This is a genomic window from Brevibacillus sp. RS1.1 (assembly GCF_013284365.1).
GTDB classification, from domain to species: Bacteria; Bacillota; Bacilli; order Brevibacillales; family Brevibacillaceae; genus Brevibacillus; species Brevibacillus brevis_D.
This window is the reverse complement of the sequence record NZ_JABSVA010000004.1, coordinates 81,185-103,084: the sequence shown is the minus strand read 5'-3', so window position 1 is coordinate 103,084 and position 21,900 is coordinate 81,185. Positions and strand designations below refer to the sequence as shown.

14 protein-coding genes are annotated in these 21,900 nt (G+C 40.0%); all 14 read left to right on the top strand.

Features of this window, described 5'->3' with window-relative positions:
- The first annotated feature begins 245 nt into the window (after positions 1-245).
- The 14 genes from HP570_RS14810 to HP570_RS14745 all read left to right on the top strand — a co-directional run bounded on the left by HP570_RS14810 (position 246) and on the right by HP570_RS14745 (position 21,868).
- The gene (locus HP570_RS14810; protein ID WP_173626225.1) at positions 246-1,454 is read left to right on the top strand and encodes a TolC family protein; all 1,209 of its coding nucleotides are present in this window, start codon (positions 246-248) and stop codon (positions 1,452-1,454) included.
- 450 nt (positions 1,455-1,904) lie between these two features.
- Entirely contained in the window at positions 1,905-5,066 is a 3,162-nt protein-coding gene (locus HP570_RS14805) for an S-layer homology domain-containing protein (RefSeq protein ID WP_173626502.1), read from the top strand.
- A 118-nt stretch (positions 5,067-5,184) separates the two neighbouring features.
- Positions 5,185-7,518, top strand: coding sequence for an Ig-like domain-containing domain (locus tag HP570_RS14800; RefSeq protein ID WP_173626224.1), 2,334 nt, complete (start codon positions 5,185-5,187; stop codon positions 7,516-7,518).
- 171 nt (positions 7,519-7,689) lie between these two features.
- Positions 7,690-8,409: a tetratricopeptide repeat protein gene (locus tag HP570_RS14795; RefSeq protein WP_173626223.1), complete on the top strand. Its 720-nt coding sequence runs from the start codon at positions 7,690-7,692 to the stop codon at positions 8,407-8,409.
- A 30-nt stretch (positions 8,410-8,439) separates the two neighbouring features.
- On the top strand, positions 8,440-10,743 hold the full coding sequence (locus HP570_RS14790) for an O-antigen ligase family protein (RefSeq protein WP_173626222.1): 2,304 nt from the start codon (positions 8,440-8,442) through the stop codon (positions 10,741-10,743).
- A gap of 113 nt (positions 10,744-10,856) precedes the next feature.
- Entirely contained in the window at positions 10,857-12,299 is a 1,443-nt protein-coding gene (locus tag HP570_RS14785; protein WP_173626221.1) for a lipopolysaccharide biosynthesis protein, read from the top strand.
- Positions 12,296-13,723 (top strand): O-antigen ligase family protein, encoded by a 1,428-nt coding sequence (locus HP570_RS14780; RefSeq protein WP_173626220.1) that lies wholly within the window; start codon positions 12,296-12,298, stop codon positions 13,721-13,723. Before HP570_RS14785 ends, HP570_RS14780 begins: the two co-directional genes overlap by 4 nt.
- Positions 13,716-14,636: a glycosyltransferase family 2 protein gene (locus tag HP570_RS14775; RefSeq protein WP_173626219.1), complete on the top strand. Its 921-nt coding sequence runs from the start codon at positions 13,716-13,718 to the stop codon at positions 14,634-14,636. The genes HP570_RS14780 and HP570_RS14775 overlap by 8 nt, the downstream gene beginning before the upstream one ends.
- Positions 14,633-15,718 carry a glycosyltransferase gene (locus HP570_RS14770; protein WP_173626218.1) on the top strand — a complete coding sequence of 362 codons (1,086 nt, stop codon included), beginning with the start codon at positions 14,633-14,635 and terminating at the stop codon, positions 15,716-15,718. The genes HP570_RS14775 and HP570_RS14770 overlap by 4 nt, the downstream gene beginning before the upstream one ends.
- Positions 15,719-15,779: 61 nt before the next feature.
- Positions 15,780-16,883, top strand: coding sequence for a glycosyltransferase family 4 protein (locus tag HP570_RS14765; protein WP_173626217.1), 1,104 nt, complete (start codon positions 15,780-15,782; stop codon positions 16,881-16,883).
- A 20-nt stretch (positions 16,884-16,903) separates the two neighbouring features.
- Positions 16,904-17,851, top strand: coding sequence for an NAD-dependent epimerase/dehydratase family protein (locus tag HP570_RS14760; protein ID WP_309139199.1), 948 nt, complete (start codon positions 16,904-16,906; stop codon positions 17,849-17,851).
- The gene (locus HP570_RS14755) at positions 17,844-19,250 is read left to right on the top strand and encodes a sugar transferase (RefSeq protein WP_173626216.1); all 1,407 of its coding nucleotides are present in this window, start codon (positions 17,844-17,846) and stop codon (positions 19,248-19,250) included. The genes HP570_RS14760 and HP570_RS14755 overlap by 8 nt, the downstream gene beginning before the upstream one ends.
- A 631-nt stretch (positions 19,251-19,881) precedes the next feature.
- Positions 19,882-20,829 carry an accessory Sec system S-layer assembly protein gene (locus HP570_RS14750; protein ID WP_173626215.1) on the top strand — a complete coding sequence of 316 codons (948 nt, stop codon included), beginning with the start codon at positions 19,882-19,884 and terminating at the stop codon, positions 20,827-20,829.
- A 91-nt stretch (positions 20,830-20,920) separates the two neighbouring features.
- Positions 20,921-21,868, top strand: a complete 948-nt coding sequence (locus HP570_RS14745) for an SLAP domain-containing protein (RefSeq protein WP_173626214.1) — start codon at positions 20,921-20,923, stop codon at positions 21,866-21,868.
- The last annotated feature ends 32 nt before the right edge of the window (positions 21,869-21,900 follow it).

Genomic DNA, 21,900 nt, shown 5'->3' with positions numbered 1-21,900 from the left:
CATGCCAAAGAAATGTTGGCGAACACTGAAATGTTTTTGACACATAATCGTAGTACTCTATGTGGTGCTTGTGGAATAAAAAAGGAAAGGGAGGAGTTCCTTATGATTCCCTTATGAAAATGCTGGTATGGCATAATTTTGCGTGTGAGAAGGATAACTCTGTGATATAGTGATCTTGGGACAAACCACATATTTAATGTGGTTAATAATTTTATGCTCAATATAAAATAAAGGAGTGGAAGTCAGTGAATTTTCCATATTCGAAAAAGAAATGGATGTCTATCAGTTTGGCGGCATTATTAACAACAGCCCTTGGCGCAGGAACTTTGACAGCATCTGCGAATACAGGCTCCGATCAAGCAAAGGCACCTACGACTGTACAAGCGCCTACCGATAAAGTAGCAGCTGAGGCAGGCAAAGCGAATACGACAACGACTGATACTGCCGCAACAGATGAGTTGACGCTGGAAAAAGCGATTGAACAAGCCTTGAAAAGCAACGTCACATTACAAAATGCTCGTTTGGATGCGAAAAATGCAGATATTAACGACTCGATCATCTATAGAAGCACGGCACAAATGACAGCAGATATGCTGGATTCCTTAGATGCTGCGCAAGCAAAGTATGTGAGAAGCGCCCAAAGTGAAATGACCAAGAAGCTGAATGCCCTCGCTGTTAAGTCTACAGAAGGAAAAATCAAGTTAGGCGCACAAGATGTCTATTACAAACTGATTTTTGCTCAGGATGACGTGAACCTAAAAAAACAAAGCTTAGACCGTGCTGAAGCACAACTGAAAGTAGCTAAGGCTGCATTTGATGTTGGGACGAACGCGAAAACAGACGTCCTTGAAGCGGAAATGGGCGTAGCTGGTGCAAAAGCTGAGTTGACGAACGCGGAAAATAACCTGGAAATTGCCGTGATGAATCTGAATGATTTCCTCGGCGTTGATCTTCAAAAAGAATGGAAAATCGTCTCAGCCAATAAGAAAATGGCTCCAATCTCGATCACCATGAAAGATGCCGAGAAGGAGGCCCTCTCTAAACGCTTGGAGATTACAAAAGCAGAAGAAGAGCTCAAGCTGGCAGAATTGAATGTGAAGCTGATCGCCGAGTATACGGCGGCTTCAACTCTTTCTGGTCAAGAAGCTCGCAACAACGTTGAGAAATCGAAGCTTGCCATTGATGAGGCAAAACGTACCGTTTCGAAGGACGTTGCAGAGGCATACCTCAACCTAAACGCAGCTCGCGAGGCGATTGACTTCCAAAAAGCAGCAAAAGATTCCGCAGCTGAGAGCTATCGCTTGAAAAATTTGCGTTATGAAAATGGACTTGCGACGACTTTAGAGGTCATTCAATCGGAAGAAGCATTGTCTACTCGTGAGAATGCGTACCAAAAAGCTATCCTGTCTTACAACTTGGCTGTCGTAAACTTTGAAAATGCATTAGGAAATTAACCTAATTCAAGCAAGATTATGAGGTTTTGAACCAAATTGGAAAAAGGTTCAGTCGTGACAGCTCGCCATATGTCCCCTATAATACGGATTGTGGCGGATGTCACTTCGTACATAATGGACAGGTGAATAACGAACCACGAAAAAAACTTTAAATTTTTTTCGAAGGCGCCGCAACTTTTGATTCGCTCAGGCGTTTAATAGGATGTCACACGAAAAACGGGGAATTGTGTAAAAAAGATTCACGAATTCTAGCAGTTGTGTTACACTAGTGATTGTTGCATTTTACACAATACTGAATATACTAGAGATTTTTAACACAAAAAGCGAGGCTTTCCTGCGAAAGGAGGTGACACGCGCTTGCAGGATTCGGGCTTTAAAAAGAAAGATAGATTAACAACAAATATTCCCCAAGAACAATTTGTTTATACTAGAGGAGGAGAACACAAGGTTATGAAAAAGGTCGTTAACAGTGTATTGGCTAGTGCACTCGCACTTACTGTTGCTCCAATGGCTTTCGCAGCAGAAGAAGCAGCAACTACTACAGCTCCAAAAATGGACGCTGATATGGAAAAAACCGTAAAACGTCTGGAAGCTCTTGGCCTGGTAGCAGGTTATGGCAACGGCGAATACGGTGTAGACAAAACTATCACTCGTGCAGAGTTCGCTACTCTGGTTGTTCGCGCTCGCGGACTGGAGCAAGGTGCGAAATTGGCACAATTCAGCAATACTTACACAGATGTGAAATCTACTGATTGGTTTGCTGGTTTCGTAAACGTAGCTTCCGGCGAAGAAATCGTAAAAGGTTTCCCGGACAAATCTTTCAAACCACAAAACCAAGTTACTTATGCTGAAGCTGTAACTATGATCGTTCGTGCACTGGGTTATGAGCCATCCGTTAAGGGTGTATGGCCTAACAGCATGATCTCCAAAGCTTCCGAGCTGAACATTGCTAGAAGCATCACTACTCCTAACAATGCAGCAACTCGTGGCGACATCTTCAAAATGCTCGACAACGCTCTTCGCGTAGACCTGATGGAGCAAGTTGAATTCGGTACTGACATCCGTCATGAAATCACGAAAGAAACTCTCCTGACTAAATACCTGAAAGTTACTGTTCGTGACATGGAATGGGCTCAAGAAGCTGGCAACGACAGCGAAGACCTGCCATTGGTAACTAACGTACCAGCTATCGGTCTGGGCAAAATCAAAGCTAACGAAGTTACTTTGAATGGTAAAGACGCTGGTATCGGCAACACTACTTACAAAGTAGCTGACGGTATCAACGCTAACGATTTCGATGGTCAACACGTACAAGTGTGGATCAAAGACGACAAAGAAGACGTAATCGTTTGGATGGAAGGTTCCACAGACCAAGAAGTTATCATGGACCGCGTTGGCGAGTTCACTCTGAAAGGTAAAACTTTCGAAGATCCAAAAGATCTGAGCAACTCTGATCTGGCTGATCTGAAATTGGAGTTGGATGCTAGCGAAAAAAGCTACCGCTTCAACAAAAACACTAAAGTAACTTACAACTTCACTCGCTTCAACGATCCAGTTGATGGTTTGAAAGAAATCATCAAGGACAACGCTGATGGCGGATTCACTTTCGGTGCAAAAGTTGTTCTTGACAACAATAACGAGATTGCTTACATCCACGTTATTGACGACCAATCCATGAACAAAGAAGACGAAGGCGTTAAATACGGTTCCGAAGTTATCTCCAAAATCGATGCTGATAAAAAGAAAATCACGAACCGTGATAACGACAAGTTCAACGACCTGGAAGGCAAAGAAGAAGGTAAAGACTTCTTGGTATTCCTCAACGGTAAACCAGCTAAATTCAGCGATCTGAAAGAAGGCATGGTTTACAGCGTATACTACGCTGATGGCGACGAAGACAAATTGCTGGTATTCGCTACTGACACAGTAGTGGAAGGTAAAGTAGACAAAGTTGTTAGCCGTAACAACAACGACTACCGCCTGACTATCGGCGACAAAACATACCGCGTTTACGAAGGTGCTACTTTCTCCGATGACGGTAACAAAGATGTTCAAGACATCGACAAAGACCACTGGGATCTGGTTGACAGCTTGGACGACGAAACAGTAAAACTGTACCTGGATGCTTCTGGTCGTGTTCGTCACATCGAAACTAAGGATGCTATCGACGATCGCAAACAAAAAGCAATCGTTACTCGTTCTGCTGTTTTCAACTCCAGCAAAGACACTTGGGATTTCCGTGTGTTGACTCAAAAAGGTAAGGAAATTACTGTTTCCCTCGAACCTAAAAATATCTATGACTTCGATGGTAAAAACTTCTCCAGAGACAACAAGAATCAAGATGATCTGGAAGACATCCTGGTACCTAGCAAAGACAAAGACACTCTGCTCTTAGAAGTAACTCTTGATGCAGATGGCAAACCAGGTAAAGTTGAATTCCTGAAACCTGTAAAAGTTGAACAAGAATCCGGTAAAGCTTGGGATGACCTCGCTGATGAAGACGACGACATGGTTGGCGACTACGAAGTTACTGACAAAACAGCTGTCTTCAACATGACTGGTAAATTGGAAGAGAGCAGCAAACGTAAAGAACTGAAAAACGCTAAAACTGCGAAGTTCAAAGACGTTGCTGACGAAAACGACCTGTCTGTAATCTACACTGTAAACGATAAAGACGAAGTAGAAGCAATCTTCGTTGTTGAAGGTGATGGTCTGACTGGTGATGCTCACTACGGTCAAGTGATCGACTTTGGTCGCAAAGGCGGTAAAGACACCATCAGAGTATGGGAAAAAGATGGCGACAAAGTTGTTGAGAAAGAATACAAACTGGATGGCGATCAAGACGATCTGAAGGATGAGGACATCCGTCGTAACGACTTCATCGCATTCACAGTGGATTCCAACGACGAAGTTGTTGTTGACGATGTAGTTGAAGTAGTTAACAAAAATGCTAAAGGCATGCTCGCAGAAGTAACTGACGAAAAAGGCATGAAAGATGCAAACATCGACAAAATGGTCGTTGGTTTGGTTTCTGATGTAAGCAAAGACACCATCACTTACAAAGATGCTGACGACAACAAGAAGAAAGCTAGCATCAAATCTGCTACAGTTTACTTCGATCTGTTCGATGACTTCGGTGAAGCAGATGGCGTTAACGAAGGCGACTACGTTGTAATGATCGACAGCGGTGACATCTCCGGTACTAAATACGACTACGTTCTGATCGTTTCTGACGCGAAGACAGTTCGTAAAGACAAACTGGAAGATGACGCAGAAGCATTCTTGAAGCAAGAGCCAACTGAGCCAACAAATCCAGATAAATGGGATGCAATTCCATCTAGCTTCACTGGTAAAGCAGTAAGCAGCGCTGGCCTGTATCAAGTAGTTGTTGAACTGAACAAAGGCGTTACTCGTTCCGATGTTAAAGACTTCGCTCTCTACATCGAAGGCAAAAAAGTAGACAAATCTACTTACGACATGATCGAAGACGGTAACGGTTGGAAAGTTCAATACTACGTTCAAGACGATTCTAAAGTAACTAAAGGCGAAGTCAAAGTTACTAACGCTAAAGGTGAAACCGATACAGCTTCTGTTAAATTCGAAGAAGCTTAAGAGTAACACTTTTATCAAAGAAATATAGCAATGGGAGCATAGAGGGGGGATATCCCCTCTATGTTCTAAATGCCCTATAAAAATAGAACTTCCTATCAAACTTACGGAGGGGTAGTACGTGAATAAAAAAGTAGTCCTTTCAGTTCTCTCGACTGCAGTAGTAGCTAGCATGGCGGCTTCCGCTTTTGCAGCACCTAAAGCTGGTATTTACATGGGCGGAAACGTCAAAAAATACTATTCTACTGATGTAGTATTGAACATGACCAAAGAAGCTAGAAAATCTTACTTGGAAAATGTTCGCCTTGCTGGTCCGAACGCGGTTGTACAAGTTGACAACCAAGGCCGCGGTGCTTTCCTTCAAGAGATTCTTGATGAAGGTCGCGCAAAAGCTTATGAAGAAAAATTGGTAAAAGAAGATTTCATCGACCTGTATGATGTAGTAACTCTCAACGGTACTACTAACGGTACAGAAGATGCAAAATCTAAAGTTGACCCAACTCCTACAGGCGACCTGAAAGTTGATTCTGTAAGTGCAGTTGACGCTCTTACATTGCAAGTTAAATTTAACAAAGAAGTTCGCCTTGATTCCGCACAAAACGCAGATAACTACAAGCTGAATGGCGCAGCTATTCAAGGTGGAAATGCTACCAAATATGAACTGCAAGCTGACAAGAAAACAGTATTGATCACTTTGCCGTTTGCTAACAAGCTTGCTAATAACAGTACTTATCTGATGTCTGTATCTGGCGTGATTGGTGTAGACCAAAAACCATTGGCAGCTGCATTTAACCAAGCAATTTCTTTCACAGATACTACTGCACCTACTCTGGGCGCTGTAACTTATGAGGACATCAACACTGCTAAAGTAAGCTTCTCTGAGCCAATGGTTGCACTGGCTGGTTCTTCTATCCGCATTTACGATGAAACTGGTGCGGATGTAACTGCTGATGGTCTTGGTCCTGTTGTAGTTAACGGCAATGCTATTGCAGATGGCGGCAAAACTATCACTCTCGACCTGACTAATGCTACTCCTAGCAAAACATATACTGTAAAAGTATATGGTGCAGTTGATGCTTCCGGCAACGCAGCTGGTACGAAGACTTTCACTGTAGTGAAAACTTCTAGCGATATCACTAAACCTCTTGCTACTGCAATCACAGCAACTGGTCTGAATACGTTCAAAGTTACTTTCAATGAGAAAGTAGTAAAAGATGCTAAGAACCAAGGTCGTTATGGTACAGTATCCATCGACGGTCAAACTGCTTTCCCTCTGGTAGTTGGATCAGATGTAGCTGAACTGACTATGAATGAAGCAGGTACTGAACTGACAGTTAAGCTGGCTGCAGGTTTGTCTCAAGGTCTGCACACTGTAGCTGTAAACAACTTTGTTGATGCTTCTCTGAACAAACAAGAGACTGCTTTCAGCAAACTGGTTAACTTCACCGCAGATACTACTGCTCCAAAAGTAACTGGCACTACTGTACAAACAGTGAATGGTACTGACAGCATCGTTGTTACTTTCGATGAAGAAATCAAAAAATCTGGTTCAGCTCCAGCTTACGCTATCACTGGCGGTAAAGTTGTTTCTGAAAACGTTGAGTACGCTGTTGCTGCATTTGGTGCGTCCAACCTCTACGATCCAGATGGCGATGGCAAGTCCAACATGTTGAGCATTACACTTCCAGCACCTGCGAAATCCGGAGCTTACACTGTAACTCTTGGTGCTGGTGTAGTTGAAGACTTGGGTGGCCTGAAAAACGTTTCTGGTTCCCTGAGCTTCACTTACAACCCTACTACTAGCTCCAGCAAGCCAAAAGTAGTAGATAGCGATAACAACCCTAACAACGGCGCTGACGGTGTGAAACGTCAAGAAGCTGGTACTCCAAACGAAATCACAGTTTCTTTCAACAAGGAAGTAACAGATGCAACTGCTCTGAACGTTGCTAACTACACTGTTGACAACGACACAGTATTTGAGAAAGCTGTATTCGTTGGCGACAAGAAGACTGTGAAATTGACTCTGAAACCAGAGGCAATCAAAGCAACTGCAAACTACTCCTTCCAAGTGAAGAATGTTGCAGATGCTGCAGGTAACGTAATGGATGCTGTAACATTCATCCAACCGTTCACTGAAAATGTAGCACCTACAATTAAAACTGCAGCTGTTGCTGGTGTAGATACTCTCTCCATCACTTTCAGCGAAAGCATGGATGCTGCATCCCTGACAGACAACAATGATTTCGAACTGTTGATTGGTGGCGTGAAAGCTGCTGGAACTCTGTCCGTAACTGGTTCCGGTACAACTTACACTGTAACTCGTGAAACTTACTTCACACCGGATGACTTGAACAAAGACATCCAAATCAAAGTTCTTCCTACAACTAACGCAACAGATGCTTCTGCAATCAAGAACGCTCTGAAAGGCGATGTAGTAGTTCCTGTAAGCAAGTAATAACAGGAAGTAAAAGGCCCGAGTAATCGGGCCTTTTTTCTTTGTCAAGAAAGCCACGCTGTAGATTCATTATAGCTACATTGTATTTACATATTATTTAGGTGAGAATTATGATAGAATAAATAAGTCTGTTACAATTTATACATAGTTTTGTAAGTGGAGGAAAAGTTCATGTATATAAAAAGAACGATATACTCTTTATTGCTGGTTACTTCAATGATAATTAGTTCAGCATGTAGTGATAATGACAAAGTTGCTCCAGATGGAGGAGCATCTAATACTGCGCCATCGTCTCAAAGTGGACAAAAGGGAACGGGATCGAGCGAAGTTGCAAAAAAATTTGAGCAGGGAGTAAGTTTGTATAACCAAGAGAAACTGGATGAGGCACTAAATGTATTCCAAGAATGCATCGCTCAAGATCCAGCAAGTGGACAATATGAATATTATATTGGGAACATCATGCGTAAAAAGAAGGACTTTCAAAATGCTCTAGTTAACTATCAAAACGCGATTAAAAAGTCACCTGAATTGATCGAGGCTTATAATAATAGTGCAGCTATTCAAATGGCCACTCAAAATTTTGACCAAGCTCTACAAACTGTGAATGACGGGTTGAGTAAACAACCAGATTTCAAGGATTTACAATTTAAAAAAGCACAGCTTCTCTATGTTCAACAGCAATTCAAAGATTCCATAGCATTATTAGCCCCGTTAGCACAAGATCCAGCGTATTTTGAAGCCAATCGTTTTTTGGGATTAAGTTATAATAACCTAGGGGATAAGGCAAAAGCTTTAGAACATTTTAACGCTTATTTAAAACTAGCGCCTGAAGGTGTGCCTTTTAAAGAGACTGTTAAACAAATAGTTGCTGAATTGGAAAAAGGCAAGTAGTTTCATGACTTTATCAGTCCGGAGGTTACAATGGGACGAGTAATAAACCTAATTAGCCTAATTGTTATTTCTTTACTTTTTATCTACACTCCGTACCTACGGGGTTTATTTTTTGATAATGATATGTATTTGGTTCAATTCATCTTATGTACATTATTCATGATGAATATCGTTGTTGTATGGAAACAACCAGAAATCCAATTGTCACCTTATTTACTGGTGTTTGTAATCCCGCTTTCTCAGATCTTTTCCTTTTTTGGTACTGAAACGTTATCAGGTTCTTTAGATAACATGATCAAGTGGTTTACTTATTCAGCATTTTTCATTCTATTAGTTTACATAAAGCAATCTGATAAATCTCGAAAATTGGAGAGAATGTTACCGGTTGTTTTTCAAATAACAGGTATATGGATTGCCTTTTTTGCAATCTTTGGTTTAGGTGGTTGGGTGGAGTACCAGGACATTTTTTTAGGGAACAGGTTATCTGGAACTTTTCAGTACCCAAATACGTTTGCTGCTGTTATCTCAGCTTTCTGGTTATTTTCCATGATTATGCTTTCGAAGAAGAATGGCTCTTACCTATACTCTATTTTTTATGGATTACCTATACTTGCTTTCGGTGTTTCCTTTTTTTTCGCGGATTCTCGAGGAGTTATGCTTTTCTTCCCAGTAGCATGGCTAGTAGGGCTGTGCTTACTAAGGGGTAAAAATCAAATCAATTATTTTGTTTACTCTATCGTGTCTATAGTTGCCTCCTTGCTCGTATATAATCAAATGAAAAATCAGTTGAGCTCTGGGGCAGGCACTTCAGTGATGAATGTATTCATAATAGCAACTGTTCTTTTAGTGGGGATACTACTAATTTCTCGCATTGTTCTACTTGCTATTTTTAAGAGGACAAAAGAGAAGAGCTTCTATAGGCAGTGGATATTGCCAGTAATTGTTATTGCCCTTGGAATTGCTGGCGGACTTGATTTGCAAAACAAAGGCTTGTTATATCAAAACCTACCAGAAAGTATTCAAGTTACGATTTCCAATACCAACATGGAAACAAGTAGTGTATTGGGAAGAACAAGTTTCTATGAAGATGCATTGCGTATAAGTAAGGAGTCTGCTTTATTCGGTTTTGGAGGCGATTCGTGGAAGATACTTTATCCCAAGTATCAAACAGTTCCATACATTAGTAATGAGGTGCATAGTGGCTACTTAGAAGTTGTCATTAGTTATGGTTGGGTAGGTTTGCTGATTTTTGTGGGCTTCTTTGCAATGTTATTTTTCTTGGCATTTCGAAGCAGACAATCTACTCAGGATAACGATAAATTTGTACTCATTACAGCTTCCCTAACATCATTGTCAATCTTGTTCATACACGCTTTCATTGACTTTGATTTTTCATTCGGTTCAGTTTGGTTTATTATATTCTGGCTTTTTATCATGGCAGTCCCAGAGGATGCTTTTAAAAGTTTAGAATCGAAGGTGCTCGCAGGAAACAAAAAGATACATATTATGAGACTTGCTCATATTTGTTGTATCTTGTTAGTGGCGGGAAGTGTATTCTTTTCTATTAGGTTCTATTACGCAGACAAACAAGTACGTTCATTATCACAAAATACATCTCTTGCAGAAGCAGAACAGAAGTATGAAAATGCGATAAGTGCTAACCCATATAAAAGCGATTATCACATCAAATTGGCTGAAGTATATGCAAGTGAAACTAATCTGCAAAATCGAGAAAATAATGTGAAACAAGTCGAGAAACACTTGCAAAAAGCAGAAGAGCTTGAGCCAAATAACTCAACTAATTTCTTACTGGCTGGTAAAGTATATGCTTTATTAGGTGAAATAGAAAAGGCCGATGCAAGTTTGCGAAAATCGTTGCTGATAGATAGGTTCAATATTAATGCGTATGATAGTGTCATCCAACTGGAAGCACAATTGGCGATTTACTTGAAACAAAACCAAAAGAATCAGGATGCTCAACGTTGGGCAACAAAAGCACTTGAAGACTATAAGCAATATCGTAAGACAGTTGACCCGTTTATTGACCAAAGTATTCCTGATAAACGGCCACTTGAATTACAGAAATCAACACAACTCTTCATAAGCCAATGCTACTTAATAGTAGGGGAGTATAAAAAAGCAATTGAACACTTGTATATGATTACGGATGACAATCCATACGATATTCTCGAGACAGCCTATGCAGTGCGAGTGGTGGCAACTGAAGCGTTAGGCCAATACTCTGAGGCAGGACGCCTTACAAAAATCATGCTGGAGAAATCAAATGAGTTTCCAAAGCGTGTGATTTTACTGAGACCACTGGTTAGTAAATAAGTTGTCATTCATCGATAGGCAAGAAGAAAGGTCTCTGGTCGATTTATATCGACCGAGACCCCTTTTTAAAAGACGAGTTTTGCGAAAGACAAAATCGAACCAATGAGGTTGTCATGAAATTTTTAAAAAACTTAGCTTCTGTCTATGTAGTCAATATTATTAATGGCATATTAGGAATTATCTTTATTCCTGTGTTTATTAATAATATGGGACTTACTGCATACGGATTATATTCAATCTATATTACGGTTGTTTCTTATATGAGTTTAGCAGAATTGGGAATATCTAAGAACTTAACTCGACTATTAGCATCGGAGAAAGATGAGACGAAAAGAAGAGAACACTTTCAGGTCGTAGTAGGTTTGTATACGATTGTTATTTTACTTCTTCTCATACTTCTTCCTGCGCTTAGTCATTTATTGACGAAGTGGTTTTCGTATGGGGAAGAGTTACAATATGTTATTACATGGATTGCTGTTCTTTCGGTACTAGAGTATATTTTAGGGATCCCTACATCATTGTTACAAGCAAATTGCATTTCTAATGAAAGGTTTAATCATTACTCGAAGTTTACTTTTTTATCGGGTTTATATAGATATGCATTAATGTTCGTAGGGATACTATTATTTGAAAATCCCGTATATGTTATCGGTCTTTTAGTGTCAAGAAAAGCAATTGATTTTGTTGTCGCTTATAAGCTTATGGGCGGGTTACCAAAAAGTTATTGGAAGCCGGTCTTCCATGTTTTAAAGTTTAAAAGTTTGGTATCTGAGTCGGCGGCGCTTTCAGGGTCCCAGGCATTACAGATTACGATCATCTCAATAGGTTCAATCTTAGTAGGGAAGAATTTCGGAGTGGAAAAACTAGGATTGTACAGGTCGATTTTTGATTTAGTAAGTAAAGTTTGGTTAGTTTCCAATGTGTTAGGATTAGTTACTTTTCCTATGTTCGCTAAAATACTACATAAACCTACAGAGAATCTGAGGACGTTAAACCAGATCCCTCAATATTTGAATTTAAGCTGGGCTTTCTACTGTTTGGTGGGTTTTTTCGGGACTATGCTTGCTCCTTATATACTTGGGATATTTAATTTTCCTGAATCAGATGTAAACGAATTATTCGCGTTATTGTTAATCGGTGTAATACTGAACGCTCATGCCAATCTCAGCTACGAATATCTGCAGGCAGGCGGAAACTATTTGAAGACGCTTAAACTATCGTTTCTTGCTCTTGGTATTCTTTTTATAAGTTACTTTTTCATGCTCCAACATACCGGTTTTAATTCAATTGGGTGGGCGTGGATGGTTAGTATGTTGATCTATGCATTAGTTGCCGATTACATTATTATGATGGAAATAAAAAGGTATATAATAAAACGAATACTACCTGATTTTGTTTTCAAGCTGCTGACAATTTTACTCTGTGTGTTCTATTCCTTGAACAAGGAGAGTCTATCAGGGATTATGATTTGTCTTATTTTGCTGCCGAATCTAGTATGGTTTTTTTACCTTTTTCTTAAATCATATTACTACATAAAAACAGGAGATAGGACATGAAAACGCAATTGAACTACATTCGTGACAATGGCATCGTAACAGAAGGTTTCCTATTGATATGGGTTGTTTCAATAATGTCAGCTGATCTAAAAATTACGCTCTTTAGTAAGGTGCATTGGGTTGTTTCTTTATTGTTTCTTCTCCCCGTTTTTTTGTTGAATGATAAAAAAATCGGTAACAACAAATTTGTTATGTATTTACTTGTTCCTGCAATTCTTTTGATTAGTTCAATCCTCATCAGTAGTTTTTATAGTCATAACTACTTGTATGATTTCTTTCAAGCTGGGAAAATTGCTGCGATTTTGATAGGGTGTTATCTCTTTTTTTTGGTGAGATCTGAACTAGCACAGCTTGCTTTTAAAGGATTTATCATTTCAGCATATATGAATTTTATTCTATTAGTATTGGGTGTTTTGTCCTTTACTCAACTGGCCTCTATTATGACGTTAGATGGAAGATGGGGAACCTTTTTGAATTACCCTGGTTCTCTAAGTAAAGTAGGGGTAGTTGTTTACGTGTATGCTGCTTTTCAGTTATTTAACAGGACTGCTCTTTCTATAAGCAATATCATGCTTTTAATCAGCTCTGTATTCATTGTTTACTTTGATGGGTCGCGTACCTCGGAAATTTCCCTGATACTGGGGACGATTTATTTGTTCGTTATATTGCTTATTGAGTATGTTAAAAACATTTCTAGGCCTAGGTTTTCCAGCATTGTCGTATCAGTCCTAGTGCTTGCACTCGTATTAAGCGTAGCCAAGGTATCGGTTGACAAAATCACCTTATCTATTGAAACCAAGCGTGCTATAGAGATAGCCAAAATCGAGTCTGCAAAAGAAGCAGAATTAGCTAAACAAAAACCTACTTCAAATTCTGTAAAGCAAGAAGAGGTCAGCACTGCTCCAGTTGAAGTTCCCACTTCAGATGAACTTAAACAGAGCAACGATCGAACTGGATCTGTATTCGCTAACATGAGTACGAATGGAATCTTAGCCGGAATTGCTTCAAGTGACCCGATTCGTTTTCAAATGATCATAACAGCACTAGATGAAATTGTGAGCCATCCTTGGGTGGGACAAGGTATTGGGACTACAAAATATCAAACAGAAACAGGTCCCATTGTCGTTCACAATGCCTATCTGCAAACTTGGGCTGACCTTGGTATCTTAGGGTTACTTGCTCTTATAGGATTATATTTTGGCTGGATTATCAAATTACCTACTGTGATGCGATATATTCAAAGTTCAATAAACGTGAAAGAGCGTTCTTTATATTACAATTCAATTTTTATCCTTCTCTATATGTCATTTAGTGCACTATTCCATCCGCTAAGCACAGAATGGTCAGAATGGATTTTGTTCATTATTGCTTCTGCTATATACTGGGGATGTACAAAAAGAAAAGAGGTCCCTGTTCATGGATAAGCCCAGTTTCTCTATCATCATTACTACTTATAATAGAGCTCATTTAATTGGAAGAGCCATCGATTCAGTTCTTCAACAACAGAATGAGGCAGAGCTCGAAATTATTGTTGTTGACGATCATTCATCAGATAACACTCAACAAGTTGTAAATGAACTGTATCCAATGGTTACGTATATGAAACAGGAGGAAAATCTGGGACCTGGCCCGGCAAGAAACAGAGGATTGAAGAAAGCGACAAAAAGTTGGGCAATTCTATTTGATGACGATGATACACTATTGCCAGGTAGTCTATCACTAATTTGGGAGACAATGAAGAATTTTGAGTCTCTGGAAGAATATCCTGTACTTAATTTTGCCCATTCAAATGGAACGATTCAAAGCGATTTTCATTGTTTTTCCATACAAGACTATTTAGAAGATAAGATTCAAGGGGATTTTGTACCTGTAGTTCAAGTGAAAAAGTTTCTGGAGTTGAAATATGCTTACCCCCATACAAAAATAGGAGGCGAGCATCTCCTTTGGTGGCAGATTGCTAAAAATAACGGTATCCCTACTTGGGCGAAACGTGTAGCAAAGGTACATTCCGATGCCCCTATAAGATTAACCTCGTTTGAGGCACAGGCAAGAAGAGCTTTGGAATACGCTCAATTACAGGACAAAACTATTGAGTTATTTGAAAAAGAATTATTACTGTTTTCTCGTTCTAAACTTAGAGATAAATGGCTTGGGTCCATCGTTTACTGGAAATTAGCTGGGTCTAAGCAAAACGCTGTTGACAGGTTAAGAGCAGCACGAGAAAAAGGGGTAGTCTCTACCTCTGTTTTGTATTGCTTGCTTTTATTCTTTTCCTATATGCCAAGTGCTCTATGCAAAAAAATGTTTGTCTTTGCTAAGAAAGTGAGGGCAAAGTGAAAATACTTCAATTAATAAATAGTCTAGATTATGGTGGGGCAGAGGTCCTTTTAAAAGATTTGATCAGCCAGTTTCGAGAGCTTGGAATAATAGTAGACGTTGCGATATTACAAAAGCTAGATTCGAAATTGGAAGAAGAGTTATTGAACAACGGAATCAAGATTCATTATTTGGATCAAAAAAGTATATATAATCCTTTACATGTAGCGTCACTTATCAAGCTTATTAAGAATTACGATATTATCCATGTACACTTGTTTCCATCACAATTATGGATGGCTATCTCCATGATGATCTCCAGATGTAAGCGAACGATTATTACCACTGAACATAGCACCCATAACCGTAGAAGAGTTTCTTGGTTTCGTCCAATTGACAGATGGATGTATAACAGGATGGATTCTATCGTGTGTATTAGTGATGGAACGAAACATAGTTTAGTAGAGTGGCTTCCTAATCTTTCCGATAAAGTAATAGTAATAAATAACGGAATCGATGTAACTAAGTTCTCAAGTGCCAAAGCAAAAGAAAGCAAGATTGATATCATTGGAGTTGACGCTCCACTCATCCTAAGCATTGGTCGATTTCAGCCGGAAAAGGATCATCAAACTCTGCTCAAGGCAGTTGCTTTGGTTGAGGAGGCCCATTTACTATTAGTTGGTGACGGAGTATTACTGGAAGAGATGAAACAACTTGCTGATGATCTCAATATAAAACATAGAGTACACTTTTTGGGAAGAAGAAATAATGTTCCAGAGTTAATAAAGTTGGCAGATGTTTATGTGCAACCCTCAATTTGGGAGGGGTTTGGTATTGCGTCACTTGAAGCAATGGCGGGGGGAACTCCTGTCATTGCTAGCAAGGTTTCTGGACTTCAGGAACTTGTTGAAAACGCTGGAATATTGTTTGAACCAGGACATTATGAAGAGCTAGCAAATAAGCTGAAAATTGTTCTGAATGATGAGGATTATCGCCAACAATTATCAAGTAAGGGAACTGCTCGGTCATTGCAGTTCGATATCAAAAGCAGTGCTTTAGAGTATGTTAAGCTCTATAATCAAAAATTTAAAACAAAAAGTTAAGTATATAAGTGCGAGTAATGTGCTTTCGTCAAAAGCGAAAAAGGTATGAGGAGGGGCAGGATTGAAGATAGCGCAGCTAATAACTCGAGCAGATTCAATTGGTGGTGCACAAATCCATGTGCTGGATCAATCGAAATCCCTACTTGAGATAGGTCATGATGTAACCGTATTAGTCGGCGGGGATGGACCATTTATTGACCTTCTCAGCAAGAATCAAATTAGATATCAAATCCTTCCTAATTTGAAACGCTCTATACATCCATATTATGATGGAGTTGCTCTCATTGAAATTGTTAGAGCACTAAAAGCAATACAGCCTGATTTGCTGGCTACCCATTCATCTAAAGCCGGATTATTGGGGCGTTTTGCTGGTAAAATTATGTCAATACCTACTGTATTTACTGCTCATGGATGGGCTTTTACTGATGGTGTACCACCTCTACAGCGTCGGATATACACTCTCGTCGAAAGAGTCACTGCGCCATTAGCCCAAAAAATAATTACGGTGTCAGAATACGATAAAAATATTGCCATAAAAAACAAAGTTGCTTCTACTGATAAACTAGTCACTGTTTATAATGGAGTTCCTGATTCTGATATAGCTTTGATGGCAAACCAGAAAACAGAATGTCCCAAAATCATTATGGTGGCTAGGTTTGAATCCCCAAAAGATCAGATTACACTTCTCGAAAACCTAGCATTTCTTCGTCATTTGAATTGGACCGTTGATTTAATAGGAGACGGACCTTTGAAGTCAAAAGCAGAGGAAGTAGTTCGAAATTTGAATCTCACTGATCGAGTACGATTTTGGGGCGCCCGACATGATGTTGCTACAATATTGGCTCAGGCACAAATATTTGTTCTGATTTCAAATTATGAAGGATTTCCGCTAAGCATTTTGGAGGCTATGAGAGCAGGGTTGCCTGTTATTGCATCAGATGTCGGAGGTGTAAGTGAGTCTGTAATTGAAGGAGTCACAGGGTACTTAATACCTAGAGGAGATTCGGTTAAACTGCAACAAAAATTACATAAACTGATTGATTCGTTTGAATTACGAAATGACTTGGGGAGTAACGGAAGAGAAAGATATGAAAAGTATTTTACTGTCCCTCAAATGGTAGATAAAACGATGCAAGTATATAAAACTGCTATATCAGAGAGATGATTATGTGAAGGAGAGTAGAGATGATGAGAGTCCTAATAACAGGTGGTGCAGGATTTATAGGTTCTCATATTGTGGGAGTATTGGTAAAGAGTGGTCACGAAGTTTTTGTACTTGATAATTTGGTTTCAGGGAAGTTATCTCATGTACCTTCAAATGTAAAAGTGTACAAGGCTGATATTACCTCTGAAGAAATCAATTCTATTTTTGCAACCTGTATGCCGGAAGTTGTCATACACCACGCTGCTCAAATTGATGTGCAGCTATCATTGAAAGACCCTATGTTTGATGCGGATGTGAATATAAAGGGTACAATCAATCTACTTCAGGCGTGTGCAAAGTATCACGTGAGAAAAATTGTTTACGCATCCTCAGCCGCTGTTTATGGTACTCCTTTAGAACTTCCAATAAGTGAAAGTCATCCCACAACTCCAATATCGTTTTACGGTATTTCTAAACTAGTTCCGGAATCTTATATTAAGGTATATTCTTCACTTTACGGGCTGGATTATACCATTTTGCGTTATTCCAATGTTTATGGCGAGCGGCAAGACCCCAAAGGAGAGGGGGGGGTAATTTCTATTTTTGCAGATAAAATTATTACAAATCAAACACCAACTATTTTTGGGGACGGTAAAAATACACGTGATTTCATTTATGTTGGGGATGTAGCTGATGCAAATTTGGCCGCATTAAGTTTAGGAAGCAAACAAACATTTAATATTAGTACAAATACAAGTACAACCCTTCTTGAATTGTATGACACTATGAGAAAGGTTGCTGGAAGTGACATTGTTCCTGCACATGTGAGTGAACGTTATGGAGATATCAAGCATAGTAGTTTAGATAATGGCTCTGCTCTAAATGGGCTGGAGTGGACGCCTAGAGTCACATTAGCGGAGGGATTGGAAAGAACCATCCACTATTATCAAAACTTCATCGAAACCGAGAAGAGGGAAATATATGTATAACAAGAAAACCTATCTCGCCTTAATAATATTATTGGACACTCTTGCTATACATGCAGGCTTTATCATGGCTTTCTTTATACGGTTTCAAAACAATTTACACGAAGAAAACTTGGTAGCATATCAGCAAACAGCACTTTGGCTCTCTATTGTTTCCATTATTCTATTCTACTTTTTTGAGTTGTATTCTAATTGGGCAAGGAAGAGTTACCATCAACTCATATACTCAGTATGTATTTCTGTCGGGTTAATGATGGTTTTTACAATGGCTGTCTCTTTTTGGTATCGTGAGTTTGCGTTTCCGCGGAGTGTCATTCTATTGTCAGGAGTTCTTAATCTAATTTTGATTGGAATCATTCATACAGCGGTTTGGTACGCTCAACGCTTAACGTTTGGGAAGAAAAAAGTGCTTATTGTAGGTCAGGATGTAAACGATGGTCTATTGATCGCAAACAAGGTTCTCGACCACAATAAGGGATGGTTTACAGTAAAAGAGTTTGTTCCCTACCATGATCAACCAAAATTCTTACTTTCACTTACACAGGCAGAGGTAGTAATTCTCAGTCCAAATATACCCAAAGATGAAAAAGTTAACATTATTCATCATACGATACAGCAAAATAAAGAAATTCTATTGGTACCTGAAACCTATGAATTATTTATGCTGAGTGCTGAAGCGCAACAAATTGATGACATGCCAGTCCTATCGATTAAGCCCTCGCAGCTCTCTACAATGCAAAGAACAACAAAACGGATGATGGATTTGTGTTTATCATTCATAATGCTTGTATTAGCAAGCCCGGTAATGATTGCTTTATATGTGATAATTCCGTTAACTTCACCAGGTTCAGCGATTTTTAAACAAGAGAGAATAGGGCTTGGTGGGAGACGTTATCAAGTTTTGAAATTTCGCAGTATGGTTAATAATGCTGAGGCGTACACAGGCCCAGTTCTTGCGACACAAGGAGATTCAAGGATTACTAAAATCGGACACTTTATTAGGACAACTCGCCTAGATGAGTTACCTCAATTGTTCAATGTCATAAAGGGGGACATGAGTCTGGTAGGACCTCGTCCTGAGAGAGAGCATTTTATAGATCAATTTAAAAAGTCGATTCCGGAGTATGGATATCGTTTAGCAGTAAAACCTGGTATCACAGGTTTGGCACAGGTAATGGGGAAATATAGTACAACTGTCGAAGATAAACTTCGTTATGACTTAATGTATATTCATAACTATTCCTTTGTTTTTGACTTGAAGATCCTGTTTCAAACTCTCTTGGTAGTTGTCCAAAAGCAAAAATCGGCAGGTGTTCAGAACGCAGGATCCGAAAAGGAAAAAATATTGCTTGGGCTGTTAAATATTAATGAGCAAGAAGTAGCTGCTGGAAAAGAATATTGATTTGTTAGCAGTTTTTAGAACCCAGATATGAGTTGAGTACCTGATATTTATTAACTAGCTTAAAGCGTTGATATCTGATTGTGAAGAGAAAGCGCAGACTTAACGACTTTTCTCCGTTAGGTCTGCGCTTTTACTTAATGGTTTTTCAATGTCGAGTTTTATGTATTATTTTGTAAAAAAAAAGACATGGTTCAATCAAAGGGTTGACCATCCTTGTAACTCGAACTTGGTATGAGTCGGAATAATCCCAGGCTCATGCTTTTTCATTTTGTCCTAATTAGAAAAAAGAGCCAATTGAGCTTGTCAATTGGCAAAAGAATGCTTCCCCAAGTTATTTGTTTAGACTCTTTTATTTTATCAATAATAAACAAGGTTGTAAACTTTAACTCATTATGGAAATGTCATACAGAAGTCCTGGCGACGTGTATTTTTCCATTCCTTGACATCGCATGCTACGTACGGGTATCCTAACATAACTAACAGTACGAATTGCACTGTGAAAAGGTTGCAAAAACCGTTTGTTTTCAGCTTGGAATGCCAAGTTTTCTATGTTGCAAAAGGATGTCACTATGCTATAGTGGATGACGAATGTAACTATATATAGATGTAGAGAAAAGTTGGGAGCGGCGATATGTTAACCTTCTTGAAGAATTTAATGGGGAATAAACCGACAACGAATGAGGTGCGTGAGCAGGTTCAGGAGGAATCGATCCTTTCCGCTGCTGATACCGAACAGTCACATCAGGAAGAACAACAAGAACAGGTTGAATCAACTGGCGTCACAACAACACTCTCTCTGCATGAATCTTGGGAGAGCCAGATTAGTGAGCAAGAAAAATATTCGCTCTCTTTCATGGCTCTGGAGCTGGAGCCGTTACAGCCAGGGAATATTTCTTTGGCCGGAACTACGCTCGTCCCACATGATGACGGGATCGAAGTGACGGCATTTGTCCGGAATAGCACGGACAAACCGATTCGTATGGGTGAAATGACACTGGTGGTACTGTTTGGTGATCAGGAGCTGTTTACACGTCAATCCTTTGATTTGAGCGAACTCGGCGAAATTCCGCCGCGCTCTGCAAGGCCATGGGTGTTTGTATTTGCTAGAGAACACTTTTTACAGGTAGATGTTCTCTTGATGAATTGGAAGATCGCTTTTGAAATGGCGGAGAAGAAAATGGTTCTTCCACAGCAGCTGGAACTGGAGGAATCCTGGATTAAGGCGCTGACTGATGAGCAAAAAACGTCCTTAATTGAACTAGCGAAGAAACTCCCTGCTCTAAATGAGGGAGAAGTAAATATACAGAGCGTGCAGATTCGTCGAACAGAAAATGGTGCCCTGAATGCGATGCTTTTGATTCGCAATGGCTCTACTCAATCACTATCCATCGAGAAGTTGCCGCTGGCGCTCTATGACGCAAGTGGGGATAAAGTGGCAGAGGGTCTGTTTGAACTAGGAAGCCTGACTGTAAATGCAAATACGAGCAAGCCGTGGCTGTTTATTTTCCCACCTGAGAGCATTCAAAAGGAAGAGCTGGACTTGTCCCGTTGGAAAGTGAGCGTTCCCCAAGGAGCCTAATGCAAGAGAGCAAATTTGCATGGGCTAGTCAAAAAAGTTTATCATGATAAGAGAAGCTTCGTTCGTGTCCGGACGTTTGAGGAGGTAGCCTATGTTTTCCTTTATGAAGAATTTTTTAGGTAAGGATCAACAGGATCTGAAAAAAGATATTCAAGAAGAGTCTGCTATCGATGTCGCTGAATTGAAAAACACCGAGGTCGAAATGGAAAGCAACGAGCAACAGGAAGAGTCTGTAGGTGGAGTTGAAAAAATTCGTACGGAATTGTCCCTGAGCCCGATTTGGGAGAGCGAGCTGGATTCCGAGAAAAAGTATACGCTTCGCTTTTTGCAAGAAGAATTGCCAGAGATGCGTAAAGGCATGATTAGCGTAACGGGATTCAGTATGATTCCCCAGCCAAATGGCATGACGGTAGCGATGTTCTTCCGTAACTCCACGAATAAGCCAGTGCGGATCAAAAACGTTGGGTTAGCGATTTATCTTGATGATAATGCATTTGCAAGGATCAAGGTGGATTTGTCAGATATGGGCGCAATTCCGCCGCATACCAGCCGTCCGTGGGAGGTATTGTTCCCGGAAGAGAGCTATCTGCATGAAAACTTCACCTTTAACCGTTGGAAAGTGGTTATGAAGGCTGGTAGAAATTCGCATGTATGGCCGCGTAATCTGGAGCTCGATCCTGAAATGGAAAGCCGCATGACTGATCGCCAAAAGGATCGTTTAGAAGCGTTGACGCAGTCTTTGCCAATGATTCCGATTAATACCGTACAGGTTACAGGATTCGACATCGGAATGACAAAGGAAGGGCATTTGGTAGCAGCGATGCTCTTCCGCAATGGGATGGGCCATGAATACCGTCCAGATGAAATCAAGCTGACGATTGCTGATGCTAATGGTGATCTGGTAGCAACAGGTGTACTCGACGCAAGCAGCATTAATGTGAAGCCGGGTTACAGCCGTCCATGGATGATTGTATTCCCGTCAAATTTAGTGAAAAAGCCTGATGCCGACCTGAAAAGATGGACGCTTGAGGTAGAATAGGGCGCAATACTTTTGAGGTTGGGAAAGAGGAG